The following is a 17,175-nucleotide window of genomic DNA, read 5'->3' as shown; positions in this document are numbered from 1 at the left end:
GGCGCCATAAAACGACCGTATTTTTTTATCATTTGGCATAGGGAGGGTTTTGCATTAACCATAAAGCGGGCAGGCTTAATAGAGCTAATCCGATTAAATAAATTGAGAATGCGTCATCTACAAACACATTACTTAAGTATAAGATCATTAGAGGCGCGGTACCGCCAAATAAAGCATTGCTCAGGTTAAAAAATAAAGTAAAACCGCTCGCACGTTCTTTTTGTGGCAACAGTTCAAGGCTGGCGGTAAATACGCTCCCAATAAAAATAGAGATAATGAACGCTAAAACACTGCAAGCCAAAGTAATCTGTAATAACGATCCTACATTCACCAGGTAATTAATCATTACCCCCCCAATCACAGTCGCTATCAAGCTGAGTGCCAATGGAAATGTTCTTCCCAGCACGTCAGAGATAAAGCCTGAGAACAATAAGCCTATGCTATAACACATCATGGCGATTACAATCACATTCATTGCTACGTTAAAGGTTAATCCATGTTGTTGTAGATATGAAGGCATATAAACAAAGAGGGTATAAAAACTGCCATTGCAGTAAATGGCTAAAAGAAAAATTGCGGTTATTGATTTTTTCTGACGAAACCAGCTATTTTTCAAAGGAGTTTGCTGCTTTTTTGCATTCATTTTTGAAAAATCGGTTAATTCTATGGTTTTATTTCGCAAATAAACCCCCACAAGACCAACCAGTATTCCCATTAAAAAGGGAAAACGCCAAACGTAGACTAGATCCTGTTCAGAAAAAAACAACCAGGTTATTTTGCTTATTATAATGGCCAGCAGCAAGCCGCAAATAGAGCCTAAAGTAACAAAGCTGACAGCAAAGCCTTTATGACGTATTGTCACATTTTCGTAGATGTAAATACTGGCTAATGTCATTTCCCCTGCCACCGAAATTCCTTGGGTTAATCGACACAGCGTAAGCAAAATTGGTGCGACGATGCCAGCGGTTGCGTAAGAAGGCAATAGGCCTATAAAGCTTGAAGAACACGTCATGATGATCAGGGTAATCGTCAACGTATTTTTTCGACCAATCGTGTCGCCCAGGTTACCCAGCCAGTAGGCTGCTACTGGTCGAATCAGAAATCCAGAGGCAAAAATGGCAAATGTCGCCATTAAAGCGATGTGCTTATCGGCATTAGGAAAAAATACTGGTGCTATAAGTGGCGCCATAAATCCATAAATTGCGTAGTCATACATTTCAAGCAGAGTACCTATTGATGACGCAGCAATAATTTTTTTATTCATATGGAAAAATGTCCATTTGTCTTAATTAAGAATAAAGGGTACTGAAACGAGTTTGCAATAGCGATTTTTGCTTAAATAGATATTTAGTTTGTGAATTAGCGATATTATTAATCCCGGTTTGATTTATTTTTAAACAGTGCTATTTTTTAATTATATGCTGCAAATTAAGAATGTATATGTTCAGTAGAATTAAGGTTACCTCAAGGTACTCAAGTAATGAGCCTTATTTGGTTAAACTGGACTTCCTGATTAATAAATACAACGCCAATCAGGCTGAGGGAATAGTCGATCTGATAAGCCTACAGCAAATCAATGGCTTGGCAGAAAAGCTCTATTATATGGTTCGAGGTGAACCCCCCAAGGATTACGGCTCAGATTTTATGAAGTGGTATAATAAAAAAGAGATTAACCGTGAATTAAAGAGTTTATCGGCCAGTTCTCCAGCAAAAAGCTCCAAAAAACAACGAATAGCTGATATCAGTGTGATCGTGCCCTATCACAGAAAAGATTTTAACAGAATTCCTACACCCAAAGAATTGAAAAAACGAGTGAAAAAACTGTTCTTTTTTTCTACCGAACCGAAGTATTTTTCAGACCTCAGAATGTTGCTGCAACAATTTCATGAGCTTGATCCTAATAAACTGGATTTTAATTGGGGTAAGGCTATTGGCCAGCTCGAACTATTACAACAAAAAATAGTGGAAATTTTAATTGATGATATCGACTTGAATGAAACGTCCGACAGGATTTTATTAGAACGATTGCTATTGGTAGTCAATCGTACCATGAATGAATTTTTCAGAATGAATCGTGATTTAAGTGATCAATATTTGCTGCAGACACCTAATCGAGTTTCTACAATTATTGATCCCTATGCAAATGATGAACGACATGATTTACACCGATTGGTATCGGAGTTAATTTCAACACCCAAACATATTGATGTTGATGAATTTTCTCTTGAATTTCTCGGAGGAAATAACAATAAAAATTGGAAAATTACGAATAGAGAAAGCCAAGCGAGGTATACATTACGTATCGAAAGACCTGAATATTATTTCGATTATGATCTTCGGCACAGAGTGAAAACAAATCCCAATCTTCAACGATATTTAGCTCATGAATTTGATTTTTACCCTACTGATGAAATCGCTCATCGTGGTTCGGAGAGTGAGTACAATCTTTCAATAACTGAATTTTGCTCGCAAGGGGATGTATTATCTTATCGTCGCAGCATCAATGAGAGCAGGTCCAAGGAAGAGCAAGTACAAGCTGCGATTGATATGACACGACAGATAGCTGATTTTGCGGTGGAACTGCAGCGTGATCATTTATTTTATATGGATATTAAACCTGAAAATTTTCTCTTGCGCGATAATGGAGAGGTTTTTACCGCCGATTTGAAATCGATAATAAATACTCAAAACACTCAAATAATAACTAATTTAATTGTAACGACACAAGAAAACGCTCCGCCTGAATACCCACTGGCAAGGAGTTATGAATCAGCTCCATTTATGACGTATCAACTGGGTGTTTTATTGTATTTGCTGATGGTTGGTCCGGATGCTGAAACAAAACGAGACATACTTAACCGCCTTACAGAACATCAGCCTTTAGACTTCAATCTTCCTGTGTTCACCGTTCGCGGTGGAGATACAATAGTTGATTTAATTCGAGCCGCAACCCTGCCAAATCCTTTGGAGCGTATTTCATTGTATTCTTTCAGTGAGGCATTAAATCTGGTTCATCATGCTCTTAATCTGGAAGAACACGCCGATGAGCAGTCTATAGCGCCGATTTCTTCAATATGACACTATTTTGAGTTAGTATTTTTTCACTATAAAAATCACATCACCAGGTGTATTGCAATTTTTTGCCCTTTTTCTATCAAACACAATTTTGTTGAAACAATAGAATCTTGAATTATGGCGATCAGCGGTTAACGCACGGCTGTCCCATTAAAAATGTGACGTCTTTCCGAGCGTAGCGAGGAATCTCCTGCAAATTGGCACAATCTGAATTAATGCATTAATTATCATTACCTTTTAAACTCTTTTTTTTTTACAAGGAATTTAATGATGTCATCAGAAGATGTACCTGGATTTTTATATCATTTCGACACGCTAAAGAAATTTAAGGATATGAGCATTAGGCGCCTGCAGAAAAAGGCTGGCTGGGGAGACTCAACTCTTGATATGATTTTAATGGCCGCATTTTAATGGGATCGTGCAACCTTGCAGGAGATTCCTCGCTAAGCTCGGAAAGACGTCACATTTTTAATGGGACAGCCGTGGCGGTTAACGTCAAACCTTTTCAATTGATCAGGATTCCTGTTATAGTTTTTTCCTTTTTTAAACATGAACCGATCTTCTTGAATTTATTAAGGAAAATAAATGAGATTTATGGCTTTAAAATGGACACATTTGCTCGTGGCATCGTCGATATGTATAGCGCAAAATGCTCAAGCATTGGTAATTTATGGATTAGATCGTGCTAAGAGCTTTCAATCAAGAACCCATGGCCCCTTTACTATTCAGGTAGGTTCTTTTAAATCAGTGCAAAATGCCAACCAGCTCAAAAATCAAATAGCTTCCCAAACCAGCTATCCAGTCTCGGTTCAATCAGCAAGCGCATTGCATACAGTGATCATAGGTCCTTTAAAAACCGCTGATGCTGTTCGTAGTGCAGGACATTTGCAGAAAAAAAATAAAGCTCAAAACAAAAAAATCCTCGCATCAACCCAGGTTCAAAATCCTGTTTTAAACAGACCAGCACATACTTTGATCGAGAATAAAGAGAGAGCATCGTCAGCACCTAAGGCAATTACAAATATCGGTCATCAAAACCGAGCCATCTACATTGGAGTTGACCTAGGGCTATCGTCACCTAACTCACCTGATTTTATGACTGTAGATAATGGTTCAAATTACCCCCCACCAGAAAATGTGGACCAATATTCTGTAAAATTAAATAATATGACTCAAATGGGATTGCAAATCGGCTCCCGATGGGAACGAAATGCACAATGGATTCCGGCTTATGCTTTAGCATTGAGATACCAACATCTGTTTCGAAAAAATGTAGAAGGCAGCATTACGCAATATTCATTACCCGATTTCAATAACTATTCTTATCGCTGGGGTATTCGTTCCAATGTGGTGTCCTTGTACTCTAAAATGAATCTAGTGTCCTGGGGGCGGATGATGCCTTATGTTGATGCAGGAATCGGTGTCGCCTTTAACCAGGGATTGAACTACAGCGAAACAGCTTATCCCGACATTACGGCACGCGTTAGCCCAACTTACCGAGCTAATACAACGCGACAGTTTTCTTATAATCTTGGCTTGGGACTGGATGTCGCTTTGACTCAACAACTTCTGATGTATATTGGCTATGATTTTCAATCCTTTGGCAAGATGGTATCAGATAATGGTGTATCTACCTGGAATGGTGAGCACTTAAGTTTAGGAACATTTAAAACCAATACTGGCCTGATTGGATTAACTTATGTATTAGGTGATTCATTTTCCTAATCCTGATTACATGCATGTATTTTGAAAAACGGAGATTTTTATGGATTGTGTAAAAGCCTCTCAGGCTTTCCTTTTATCGTTATTATTGACCAATGCTTACGCTGCAATTGATCCGGTTAGCTGGTCTGTTAGTCCTGCAGGCTTTCCCCCGAGCACGATTATTGGGAATAGTTATTCTGTAACGTATACATTTACAAATAATTTGCCTCGCCCGGTTCCTTTCGATGTGAGTTCAGCATTTGATGGCGGCTCGTTTTCTGTAACCCATGGGTGTAAAACCACCTTAGCTGGAAAAAACCAGCCTAACAGCAGCTGTGTATTGCATTTGCAGTTTCAACCCAGCTCACCAGGACTGAATACTGCCAAATTAGCGATGCTTTATCATAACAATGTGGTTCCACTTCCTACCTTATCTTCAACATCATCAGAAACGGTAGGGGCAATTAAAGGTTATGTGAGTACGCCACTTCCGGGTGTAACTTATACTGGTGTAACTTATCCGGTACAGTTTACCTATGTCAATCATGGTACTGTCCCTGTTACTGCTACAGCGGTTGTTCCCAGTGGATTCAATCCTAACCCGGCAAATGGCTGCACCGGCCCCATTCCTGTGGGCGGACTATGTACCGTAACGGGAACTTTTACTCCGGCCAGCCTGGGTCAAACCGCATTAGGCGTTACTTATTACTATAATGACGGAAGCATCAGTCGTTCGGTTCCTCTTGTAACCCAAACTGTAGTAAAGAATGGAGCGGGTTGTCATCAGATTAATGGCGCAGCCGTTTTACCTCTGCCTGATAAAACCTATATCTACGCAGATAATGTGGTTAAATACGAGTTTACTAACTTTTGCCCTTCAACTGAAACTTTAGGTACCGTAGCTCTCGTATCTGATGGAACTGCCACTTTAACCAAAGGTACGGATACCTGTTCTGGTGCTACATTGACTCAGAACACAAGCTGTTCTGTTTATGTTTCTGTAGTACCAACCGTTACTGCAGCTGATCTTACGGTTAGTGCATCAGTATCCTATCAAGGAGGAACTTTAAGTGCTTCAGCTCATACGAGTGAAGAAGTACAGGCTCTTACCCAAACTGATACCAAGCATACGGTACTCTTTGTTAATCAATGTGATTTTCCAGTATGGTATGAGTTTTCAAATGGTAGCGGAACCAGTGCGGATCCAACCCCTGCAAATGCCCGTACCTTTGCTGATTATCAGATTAATCAGCAAGTTCCTGGCAATTCACCCTTTACAAAAACTCTGATGGTAGATCAATATTTGAACGGTGCCATTTATGTACGAACCGGTTGTGACGCAACGACGGGTGTTTGCCAAACTGCAAATTGCCCCGTTATTCCAGGGACTGCAACGTGTCAGGTTGGAGTACAACCAGTTCCCCCTCAAACCAAGTTTGAATTAAATATGGGAACAGCGGGCACGGATGGAGTTTATGATGTATCGCTGATTAATGGTTTTAATGTTCCTGGGCAAGTTCGTTCTTTGGCTCCTGTTAATTCTGGACCACCGCCGGTCAATAACGCTCCATTTCCATTTAATTGCGGACAATCTACCGGGGCACTGATTCAACCAACCAATACCTCGCTTGGTGCATGTCCATGGACTTTTTCACCACCAACAACCGCGCCTGACACACCGGCTAATTATATTTGGGTTACAGGGGGAAGTGCCGGTGTGAATTGTACTCAAAATTCTGATTGCGCCCTGTCTCCTTTAGGCAAATATTGCGGTATGACTTCAGCTGATCCAATTGATGGTAAAATTTATCGTCGCTGCGGTGGCTTTTTAGGTTATTGGACCCTGAATGATTATATTGGCGTGACATCACCGACTCAATGGGATCCGGCTTACGATCTTTATGCACTTTATGGAATGGGCACTGTGTTGCAGCCTCAAGGTACTCAATCAGATCAGTACGGTAATTTTGGAGGTTCTGCTGCAACGGTTGCCGCTTTGTATGGGTGTCAAACCACAACAACCAATGCTTTAAACACGGGTTATGCACTACAGCCGAATAATAATGATAAAGTGTGCGGTTGCTATAACTGGAATCAAAGCGGAAGTCAGGCTTACACTCCTCAGATAACCGATTGCACGGGTTTTAATACTCAATGGAATAGTACAGTGTTTCCGCGGATATTATGGTTGAAGCAAGCATGTCCTACCGCATATTCCTTTCCATTTGATGATAAGTCGACGCAATATCAATGCAATGTTAGCGGTCAAAAGACCAGCTATCAAATAACCTTTTGTCCAGGCGGAAAAAACGGCATACCTGCAAGTTAAATTTTTTGATTCAAAGAGAGCTGAATTTTCTGCTCTCTTTGAATTAATTCAGTAGCAATCATCTATTTTATTTCGATCGTAGTGTGGTCGTTATCCCCATACGACAGTGCGGGAATAATAAAAAGCTAAGTTAATTAATTTATTGCCAGATCATTTCATATCGGATAGAGTGTTTTATGAAGCTTATCAAAAGGATTCGTTATGCTTTTAAATAAATCGAAATTATCTGTTTTATCCCTAGTCTGTGCTCTTTCCATGATTACAGTATTCCCATGCAGTGCCGCACCGGAACTCGATCCTTGTGACAACATCACTGGAAAATGGGTTGGCGTAACAAACAGCTATAAATGCACCTGGGATGCAACCGCTGAATTCCAAAAATATAAAAGTACGATACGAATGGACTATCATTTGAAACCCAGATCAAAATGTGGCGATGAGATGGATATCATTTACAGTGGAACCTGTAAAAGAGCCTATCTTAAAATCGAAACGAATGTGCTTGGAACCATATTTGGGGATTCAATCTTTTTACGTGATGCAGACGGAACGGAAGTAAATCTTCAAAAGCGATGATTGGCTGTACTAGGGGCTGTTGACATTTCATTATATTCAAGCCTACTTTCCGCGACTTGTTCGCGGAATCGATATATCTTGCGCAAAACAAGAATATATTGCGCCTATAAAGAGTGAATTGGATCCCGCGAACAAGTCGCGGGACGTCGAAACTTGAATTGTCAACAGCCCCTAACTCATAACTGTATTATTTGTTCAGGTCGACATTACGTCATTTCCTTCGAGATGACGAGTCTTCCTATGTGCACTGAAACCCAACCCTGGGTCGTGCATGACGAGCTGCATAGCGGGTCTGTCTTGAAATAATTTGTTTTAATACACGATAGGCAAAGCTCTAATCAATAAGTCGATTTTAGGCGTAAATTAGGCTTGCTGTTACAGTACAGATTTGTTTCACATGATCTGCATGAAATTCCCTAAATCAATGCGTCTCCAGAAAATCAGACTTAGCCTTAAAAATCATTATCAATACAATTCCAGATCCGTGTAGTTGATCAATTACAGCAGCAACTGCCTATTTGGTCTATATTTTAGAATGAGTGTTTTAAATATTATCATTTGGTTTGATAAGACATGCTGGTTGGATTGTTCTAATAGCAGGTATGGGCATGAGACGAAAATTAGATAAGTTTATTAATAAATTCAAGAAAAGCCCCACTAAATCTGAGCCTATCCCCGATTCAGGGCAACATGCCAGTAGTACTCGCAACAAGGCTACAAACATCGCACAAGCCCCCAGGAAAGTTGATGTCAATGCCATGCCAGAACTTAAATCCTTTGATGCAGGAATATTGCCTAAAAAGGACATGAAGCAATTCAGATCGGATGTAAACAAATTAATTGATGAATTTAACAAGAGTACTGATCCGGTTCAAAAAAAACAGATTTTGGCTCACCTGCAAGCGACAATAAAAGCAGTGGATTGTAAATATCCCCCCAGTATGCTTGCTGAATCTGAAGGGTATAGAACGGTACATGCTGTTTTGTTTAAAGAAATTAAAAAGCAAATGAGCCTTCTGGGAATTAATTCATTGCTTTCACCACAATCCAGGAACTCGCCACTGGCTCATGTCGTCGCCAATATGTCTCCAGAGAAGGGAGAAGAATTTCTCGCAATTTTAGCTAAAGGGAAACAAAGTAATCTGACTCAAAAGCTTCTGTCTTTATATGAAAAAAGCGATATGAGCGCTGAAGCAAAGTCATTTCGCGAGTTCCTTGGCAATCATGAAATAAGTTATCTTGGTGGAGGAAACTCAAAGAATTTTAAGGTAGTGAATACAAACGATCAAAGTATCTTAGTCTTAAAAGTAGATTGTCGATTGGATATGCCCAGAAATGCTGAGATACATCTTAGGGAGAATTTGGGAAATGGTTTTGCTCCAAATCACGCAGAACGGCAACTCACCTATGATACTCCTGGCGAAGGACCTCAATCGCGTACCTTGCTGGTTACCGAATACTATAGCGGTAGTGATGTGTACGATTACAGGAAGCAAGCAAAGACTGCACCTGAATTGGCTGGCAGTGCTTGTGATGTCTTTAGCCAAATGTCTGGTGTAATGCTGCAAATTCAAAAACAAGGATGCATGTTTCCCGACGCAAAATTAACAAATTGGCTGGTAGATAAAGACGGAACACTCATTATTGCTGATACCAAAAGCTTTGTATTTACTGATAAGGATGGTACTTATTCAAGCAAAGTACCTGGAAATGAATATGCAGACGGACTTTTATTTACTGATGCATTTGAGCCACCAGAGTTTAAGCGTAATGGCCCATATGCTGGGAAGATTACTGCAGAGAGTACTCATGCCTTTATTCTGGGCAAGAATTTGTATACTTTTGTCACTGGCAAATTTGATGAAAAAAACAGTGGTCATCAATTGGATTTTAGTTCTGAGGCATTTAAAACTGGAACAGGCGTTGAGCTTAAAGCGTTAATTCACGATCTTGTAAAACCGAATCCAGAGGACCGAATATCGGTTGCAGAGGCTCATTCTCGATTATTTGATATCACTAAAAATGAAATTTTTAATGCTTTGGAGTCTTTAAAATTTGGTTCCAAAGACGAAACGATGAGTCAATACATACGTGATAAAAAAGAACAGCTCAAAGCAGTGGAGAACAATCCTGCCGAGCAATCCAGAATTATTAAGGAATTAAAATCAACTGTTAGTGCTTTAAAAGCAGATGAAGCTGCAAATGAAGTAAGAAATATTGTCACTAATTACAGAGATAAAGCCGGACTGTTTACTGTTGGAATGAATGAAAAAGCTGATAAGATAGAATCGGCTATGTCAAAAGTACCTATCGAGGCAAGAAAGAATTTTATTGCATCACCTGAATCAAAAGAAGTGTTGCAAGCCCTTGCTGCTCATCGTTATTTAGGTAAACGCGGGAACGTTTATTTTAAACCCGGGACTGATGAAATTAATACGGAAAAGGCTGCCACTACCTATAAAAATTTTAAGAGCCGGTTTAATGAGCAAATGAAAGAATTGCGATCAGGTAAAGAAGAGCCTGTACAAAAGCTTGAAGAACACCTTGGTCCTAAGATGAGATAGTCTGCCGAATAAATACAGGAACATTAATAATGAACTTAGATACTTTATGCGAACAGTTGGGAGTTAGTTCAACACATTCAGAAGAGCATAATCTGCAATTATTAGAGCGTTGGTGTCTGGATCATGTTTCTACTGATATCCAAATAAATACGGGATCAACTAATGAACGATATACCCAATATTTGGAATTGGTGCAGTATTATCTTGAGCAATTTGCGCCGAATATACCGCCTGATCTGGTTAAACCGGTACCTGAGTTTGATGATAAAACCACTATTGAAGCGGCAGCTTATTTTGGCCTGGATCGCGTGCTTGTTGCTCTCGCTCCTTCACAAGAACTAATTAATACGCCCAATTCATTCGGATTAACTCCTTTGCATGTCGCTGCGATTGAGGGGAATGTTCATACAGTTCAGATTCTTCTGGATTTGGGGGCGGATCCTGCTCAAAAAAATAATCAGCTACAAATGCCAATATTTAATGCCTTGCAACTACCTGTACTTTATGAAAATGAATTGCGAGAAAGCAAGATTAAAATCTACCAATTATTAAAAAAAGCAGATCCTGACACTCTGAATAATCAGGATAGCAGTGGGGATACGGTACTACAAAAGATGGCTGTTCATGATTTTTCTACATTGATAAATGATTTAATAAGCACTCATCCTAATCTTGCCTATACGATGAACAATCATTCACATTATCCAATTCATACGGCACTATTAAACAATTCAATACATTGTGCAGGCATTCTTTTAAGAGACAAAGAAATGGTTCAAGTTGCGGACAGCAAAGGACGAGTTCCGTTGCATTATGCTGCACGCTATAACGGTGTTGACATGATTGCTCTTTGCCTGGCAGCATCTCCTGATAGCGATCCTGTTGATGTTGAAGGCAAAACTCCATTTATGTTAGCTGCCGAGGTGGGGAACCTGGATGCAATGCAAGCACTTCTGGATCGCGGAGCAAATGCTCAATTAACCGATAATCAGGGAAAAACAGCATTACATCTAGCAGCAGAGCAAATGGAGATGAGCGCGGTACGTTGGCTTTTGGCACATACAAAAATTGATGTAAATGCCAGTGATAATCATCAACAAACGGCCCTTTCAATTAGTGAAAGGGCTGGTAATGATAAAATAAGTGAATTGCTTTTGGGTAGGGGCGCACTATCCAGCGTGACACTCAGACACTAAAACTATAGGTGGGAGAGCTGCTAATACTGGGGATAGCGTTCAGAATTTCCTCCTGTTTGCACTATAAGTTAGTCTGTGCTTACAAAGACTTAGGTGAATCGGTATCCATGGAACAATTTGAATCTTTCGACGTATCGGGATCTTCTTGTTCTTGCCTGGGTTGTTTAAATAAACAATTTACATGAGTCATATTGACAAATAATCCGTAAAACTCTTTTGTTTGTTCCTTTCGGCCTCTAATCCAGCTCATAATACTGTTGTTATTTAATCCTGCACGATATGCAACAATACACATTTTATTTAACATGGCTAAATAATCAATTTTCGACTGAGCACAGCCGTGTTGGTGTATATTCAGCATTGAAATCATGTTTTCTGGAATTGATTTTGAAATTTGCTTACCATCGGGCTGGGTCACCTGGATGGATCTTCCGCTATGCCATTCAGTGGTAAGAATTTTATTCACCAGAGTACTTACAATAATTTGAGCCGTGCTTTCTTCAATATTATCGAGTTTGCTATTGAGCATGGCGCGTTGGTTTGATAATTCAGCATATTTTTTCGGTTTTAATGGATGTTCTTTATCGTTTATTTTGTTTTCAATTGCATGAAGCTCCTGTTCCAGAAGTCTTTTTTGTATGGGTTTTTGCCATATAAAAATAGCACCTATATTCATGACGGTATATTCGATGAAGTTGTTGAGCTCTTGTCCTTTAAAGAATGAAAAACACTCTTGAATGGGGGTTTCTCTTAGGAATTTAGTATACTGCGACGTGGGCTCTGGATGTTCGGCTTGATCATCCTTGCTTAGGTCCAGTGGTCTAAAATTCATAATGGCTTGATTCATTAATCGGTAATTGGGAATAGAAAAGCCACCAAGCTCTTTGAGTGATGCGCCACCGGCGACAAGAACCTGTTTGCAAAAATCGAAGCAGTTATGCCATAGTCCGCCCCAAAACCAACGTTCCTGACATAATTTAATCAGTTCATTACTCGCTTTATCAGGATTTTTTAAAGGGACTTTTTGTACCGCTACAACCCGTTTATTCCATTTGTCCAGGTAGAAATCTCTGAACTCTTCATCACTTAAATAGACTGGATAGTTATATAATCCATCAATATGAACATAACCTTTATCCTCTCCAAGGTGTAATAAAGTATGCCCCATGCCCGGCTCGATGCCCCGGCCTCCGGAAACATAAACAATTGAAAAATCTACTGCTTGTAATAATTTGTGCAGAGGCGGAGGACTGTAGTTCCAATTAAAGATACTTACTTCAACATTAGGAGTGATTAGTTCATCCCGGGTGCTTTTATAGAGTCTTTTGTGATAAAAATCGCGATTTTTGCAGAGTTGTGCCAGGTTGAGTAAAACGTGGTTTTGATCATAGGTAAACAGGTCGGACTGGATTAATAAAACCAAACGCTCACTCAATCGGCTTAATTGGGTAGAGAATTGCTCTTTGTCGTGCGTTTCCGAGAGTCGCTTGATTTTCTCACGCAGCTTATCAATCAATGGTCGCTGTTCCTGACTGATATCAGAAAATTCTATTTGCTTTGATAAATAGTTCACCAAGTCATTATCATCAAGGACATCATAAAATGATTTGAGCATTAGATTAAGGCGGTCTTCCAGCGCTTGCTCCAAATTTATTTTGCTTCGGTCATCACAATGAAGTGTTATGCCTTCCTGTTTTAAAAACCGTTCAAGCTGGTTGGCGGTTAAAGAATCTCTTTTCATATATAGTTCTAACAGGGAGCGTAATTGCAGCATGGACAAGAGTCTGTCATGGTTCAGCTCTTTTAGTTTTTTTTCGTTATTATTCAATATTAAAGTTAAACGTTTCAGTTCTTTTGCATAGTTGAATGGGTTCGGCATAAGGCTCACTTAAAACTTTAATCATGTTTAAAGAAAAGAAGTATTAGGGTAATTATAATCTATTATGATTTATAAATAAACACTTTAATGCTTATTTGTTCATTTCTGGATGTAATAGTACTTTTACTTAATAAGATGCTTCAAGAGCTCATGTTTTTGTTCTAGAGATTAAGAGTACTGGAAAGAATACCAATCGATCAGTAGAATGACAGGACAATCGGAACGGATCGCCTCCTTATTTTTTGGTTGCATCTTTACAAAATGATTAGGGGGGTTATAGAGCAATAGTCAACAGTTCATTAGATGGACTTATTTTTTTTCATTGGAGGAAAGTTTTGGTCCAATTTCCCGAATTGAGTGCAATTTTATGGTACATCAAATCAATTTACTTGAGTTAGATAAGCTGAGTAACCGATTATTAGCTCAATTATTTGTAACTTATCCTGAAAAAGTGGATTGGGCTGTAAGAGTTTATTTAATTGACTCTCAAGAAGTTTCTACTAGTCACAGGATAATCAGGCATTCAAATTCTGTTGGTGAACATCACGTTTATGAAGTCCTGGATGATAACCCAATTGGTCAAGGCTGTTTTGGAACCTTATATTTAAGCATACTCACTTTAGTTCCCAATAAGCAGGGTGATGAATTGACAATCAAAACTAAATCGGAGTTACAAAAAAGAGTTATAAAAATTCAGAATCTTAAGTACTTTTCCAAAGAGCGCGCAGAGCGTGAGGTTGATAATTTACGTAAAATAGGTTTTTTTCATTGCAAACCATTAAGTTATACTGCAACTGAAACGTTTATAACCATGCGTCAATTACCTGGACAGCCATTACAAAAAATAATTGAAACCAATCAATTAACTCTTTTAGAGCGATTTCAAATAACCAAAGCATTGGTTGTGGCTCTAAAGAAACAAGTTCATGACCTTGATTTTATTCACAGAGACATCAAGCCTCAGAATATATTGGTTTATGCCCACGATATTATTTATTTTGTTGATTACGCTCTGGCGATAAGTACGCATTATGATGATCGTTACGATAGATTACGTGGATCAATACCCTTTGCTGCTCCAGAGGGATTTTCTCCTTATGATTGCACCACCATTAAGAGTGATGTTTATGCTTTAGGACGAGTGCTCATGATGTTGTGGGGAGATGATTATCACAACAATCCAGATTTTACCCCGATAGATTGTGTATATTCAGCAAAAAATGTTTCTTTTGCCCGATTGTTTAATCGTATGGCTGAAATTCCAGAGTGTCATATGGAACTCCGTCTCCTTCTTTACTCGATGTTACATGAGGAGCCTTGCCATAGACCTTCTTTAGAGCACATCACGGTCGTATTAAATTCCCTAAGTGATCGGATGCAACCTGTTCCCAATCCTACTTGGAATAAACGTTCCGATCTATTAGCCAGCCCAGGCAAACCCTCATCTCGTGACACAGCTCCTGCAGTTCTGATTTTGAATAATATTCATTATTCAATGGATCAGAGCGAGGATTCAGACGAGGGATATAATGAATATTATGGGTTTTGAGTGCAGAAGAGTTTGGTACGATCTTCAATTCGACTCATACGAAGGGCGTCGAGTTCAAATTGTTCAATACTTTAATACTCACTCCACTAAAAAATACGTTGGAATGAGTACTAAAGAAATAAAGTCACTGTTTATTTCGAATAGAACAGATGCAAGATGCGTTTTTGGGCGAGGATAGGAAGTATTTTCTGTTCGTGTTGACTTAATTGTTCCACATCAAGAGTCTGCTGCTGTTTGAGTTGGTTTACTAAATCAATTTCATTTTGATTATTCAATGTTTTATTAAGAAAGCTTCTTTTATAATTTATGGATAATCCCCGTTCCATTTCTGTTATAGAGCAGATGGATCGTGATAAAGAAGCGCGAACTGATTTTAACGAGTCAGGGCTTTTGAGCTGCAACCATTCTCCATTGTAAGAACAGGAAGAACAATTGGCTAACAAGGCATAAGACATGGCTTCTTTGGCTGTGTTGATCCGGTTAGTATCCAATTGAATGTCTACGAATACTAATTGGTATTCTGTGCCTATATCGAAGAGAGAATTCAAATATTGAGATAACTTTTGAGCGAGCTGCTCCTCTGATACGAGCTGTTTTTTTGAATCATGTGTTGGTTGTTTTTTGGAGGTGTAAACAACAATATTGTCTTTAATGAAACAACACTCTTTTTCCTGACTTAAGCTGGCTTCAGCAAAGCGATAAGAAAAAGAAGGGCATTCCGTCAGATCAATGTGACATTTTTTAAACAGATCATTCAGTTTGTTGAGCAGAAATATATTGGCCTTTTCTATAGGTAAGGGATTGATGATCTCGGAAATATGCTCCTGACATAACAGGATGCGTGGTCTCCAGGACAACTCGTATTTATTTTTACAGGCTAACCAATGTAAAGAAGCTTTAACCCAATAATGCAAGGCCAGCTCAGGATTACCTGCTGCTTCAAAAAGACTCCCCAGATTCATATTGTAATAAATGTGATCTGAAGTTGAATATGCACCTTCATTGATTTCTCGATAGGCATGTTGATAATAATTTAATGATTGCTCAAATTGCTTGTTTTTTTTATAAAGACGCGCAATATTTATGAAGTTAACATATTTTAAACCGACAGTTTCAATGCAATGTTCTTCTATGTGTTGTTTAATGCGAAACTCCAAATCAAATGCAACGTCGATTCTGCCTTGCAGCACTTGAAATAATGCGAACAAATTGAGGCGATATAAAGAGTTCTCATCGCTTAAAGGCATGTGTTCATCAATACCAAATCTTTTGAAAAAAAGGTCTGCAGTTGATAGATTTCTGCTTAATGTTGCAGCGTACGCTTTAAAAAATACCAAGGTTTTGATATCAGAGTCATTAAGAGTACTAAAAGATTCAGGGAAATCGGACTCAGTCACCAAACCATACTGATGAGAAAAAAAGCGCATCATCAATAAATGCATGAAGATTTGTTCCTGAGCAGCGAGGTCTAAAGAGGGGGCTTTTTGTGCTTGTTCCAATAAAGAGCAGGAGATGTCGTATGCTCCAGCTTTCAAATTCATCCAGCAATAACCGATTAATTGATTCAGTATGGCTGGATTGGATGCATTGCTTTGTAAATCAGTCTCTTTTAAAGTAAATCCAAAAGAATGAATTATTTGATTGCGTTTGTTCTTCAAGTGGCTCAGACCAGATGAAGATTCCGTTGTTGCAGAATGGCTTAAATGATTGAATTCAAGGACTACATTGCCCATGTTTTTTAATACTGCAACCTGTTCTTCCAGCTCAGAAGGCGATTGATGTGGTGTATAAAAAGTGAGTCTGAGGGAAGGTACGGATTCTGCAAAGTAAATAAGGCTGAATAAATTATCTGAGCCTAGAGTCTGTGCCGATAAATAAATATCCAGAGACAAAACATCAAACTGGGTACGTTGTATTAAACTAACCAGAACATCAACCATTGCTTTTGCCCTGATCGCAGCAGGTATGCCTAAGGATTCCAGATTAATCCAGTCATTTGTTGTTTCGAGTTCACAAATTGGCATGAAGGCCATGTGCTGAAAACGTGGGGGGCAATCTGTGATTTGCTCTGCAACGTCAATTAGAATTTGGTAGGGGCAAATCAAGGTTTCATTTAAATTGGAAATAAACTTCATGTTTGATTCTCAACTTCTGGTTAAAATAAAAAATGAATGGCAATGAATACATCCACTACCCAATAAAAAAAGTCCGCTTTCCATTGCTTTATCATCCCCCTGGTTCGGTTCGACCCAGGGCATATATATATTTTCAGGTAATTGAAAAAGTGAATTGTCAACAGACTC

At 38.9% G+C, this 17,175-nt stretch carries 11 protein-coding genes; 8 read left to right on the top strand and 3 right to left on the bottom strand.

Going from position 1 to position 17,175, the window contains the following annotated elements; all coding sequences use genetic code 11:
- Nucleotides 1-28: 28 nt before the first annotated feature.
- Complete coding sequence (locus tag G543_RS0112845; RefSeq protein ID WP_028384881.1) at nucleotides 29-1,264, bottom strand: MFS transporter; 1,236 nt, start codon at nucleotides 1,262-1,264, stop codon at nucleotides 29-31.
- 176 nt (nucleotides 1,265-1,440) lie between these two features.
- Here G543_RS0112845 and G543_RS0112840 point away from each other — a divergent pair, with 176 nt between their 5' ends.
- The 7 genes from G543_RS0112840 (at nucleotide 1,441) to G543_RS0112810 (ending at nucleotide 11,444) form a co-directional block, all read left to right on the top strand.
- Complete coding sequence (locus G543_RS0112840; RefSeq protein ID WP_162145895.1) at nucleotides 1,441-3,078, top strand: protein kinase family protein; 1,638 nt, start codon at nucleotides 1,441-1,443, stop codon at nucleotides 3,076-3,078.
- 264 nt (nucleotides 3,079-3,342) lie between these two features.
- Nucleotides 3,343-3,486 carry a hypothetical protein gene (locus tag G543_RS19040; RefSeq protein ID WP_155824935.1) on the top strand — a complete coding sequence of 48 codons (144 nt, stop codon included), beginning with the start codon at nucleotides 3,343-3,345 and terminating at the stop codon, nucleotides 3,484-3,486.
- A gap of 183 nt (nucleotides 3,487-3,669) precedes the next feature.
- Nucleotides 3,670-4,800 carry an SPOR domain-containing protein gene (locus G543_RS0112830; RefSeq protein ID WP_028384879.1) on the top strand — a complete coding sequence of 377 codons (1,131 nt, stop codon included), beginning with the start codon at nucleotides 3,670-3,672 and terminating at the stop codon, nucleotides 4,798-4,800.
- Between the two features lie 40 nt (nucleotides 4,801-4,840).
- Nucleotides 4,841-7,108, top strand: coding sequence for a thaumatin family protein (locus G543_RS17915; RefSeq protein ID WP_051190700.1), 2,268 nt, complete (start codon nucleotides 4,841-4,843; stop codon nucleotides 7,106-7,108).
- 201 nt (nucleotides 7,109-7,309) lie between these two features.
- A complete protein-coding gene (locus G543_RS0112820; protein ID WP_028384878.1) occupies nucleotides 7,310-7,684 on the top strand; it encodes a hypothetical protein in 375 nt (124 codons plus the stop codon).
- Nucleotides 7,685-8,292: 608 nt separating this feature from the next.
- Nucleotides 8,293-10,248 carry a protein kinase family protein gene (locus tag G543_RS0112815; RefSeq protein ID WP_028384877.1) on the top strand — a complete coding sequence of 652 codons (1,956 nt, stop codon included), beginning with the start codon at nucleotides 8,293-8,295 and terminating at the stop codon, nucleotides 10,246-10,248.
- Nucleotides 10,249-10,277: 29 nt separating this feature from the next.
- Entirely contained in the window at nucleotides 10,278-11,444 is a 1,167-nt protein-coding gene (locus G543_RS0112810) for an ankyrin repeat domain-containing protein (protein WP_028384876.1), read from the top strand.
- 79 nt (nucleotides 11,445-11,523) lie between these two features.
- Here the strand turns inward: G543_RS0112810 and G543_RS0112805 are convergent, their stop codons facing one another.
- On the bottom strand, nucleotides 11,524-13,323 hold the full coding sequence (locus G543_RS0112805) for a hypothetical protein (RefSeq protein ID WP_028384875.1): 1,800 nt from the start codon (nucleotides 13,321-13,323) through the stop codon (nucleotides 11,524-11,526).
- Between the two features lie 367 nt (nucleotides 13,324-13,690).
- Between G543_RS0112805 and G543_RS0112800 the strand changes: the two genes are divergently transcribed.
- Nucleotides 13,691-14,872 carry a protein kinase domain-containing protein gene (locus tag G543_RS0112800; RefSeq protein ID WP_028384874.1) on the top strand — a complete coding sequence of 394 codons (1,182 nt, stop codon included), beginning with the start codon at nucleotides 13,691-13,693 and terminating at the stop codon, nucleotides 14,870-14,872.
- A gap of 131 nt (nucleotides 14,873-15,003) precedes the next feature.
- On the opposite strand, the gene G543_RS0112795 is transcribed toward G543_RS0112800, so the two are convergent.
- The gene (locus G543_RS0112795; protein WP_028384873.1) at nucleotides 15,004-17,007 is read right to left on the bottom strand and encodes a tetratricopeptide repeat protein; all 2,004 of its coding nucleotides are present in this window, start codon (nucleotides 17,005-17,007) and stop codon (nucleotides 15,004-15,006) included.
- Between the last annotated feature and the right edge of the window lie 168 nt (nucleotides 17,008-17,175).

Source organism: Legionella moravica DSM 19234 (assembly GCF_000423305.1).
Classification (GTDB): domain Bacteria; phylum Pseudomonadota; class Gammaproteobacteria; order Legionellales; family Legionellaceae; genus Legionella; species Legionella moravica.
This window is presented reverse-complemented; position numbering and strand designations above follow the sequence as displayed.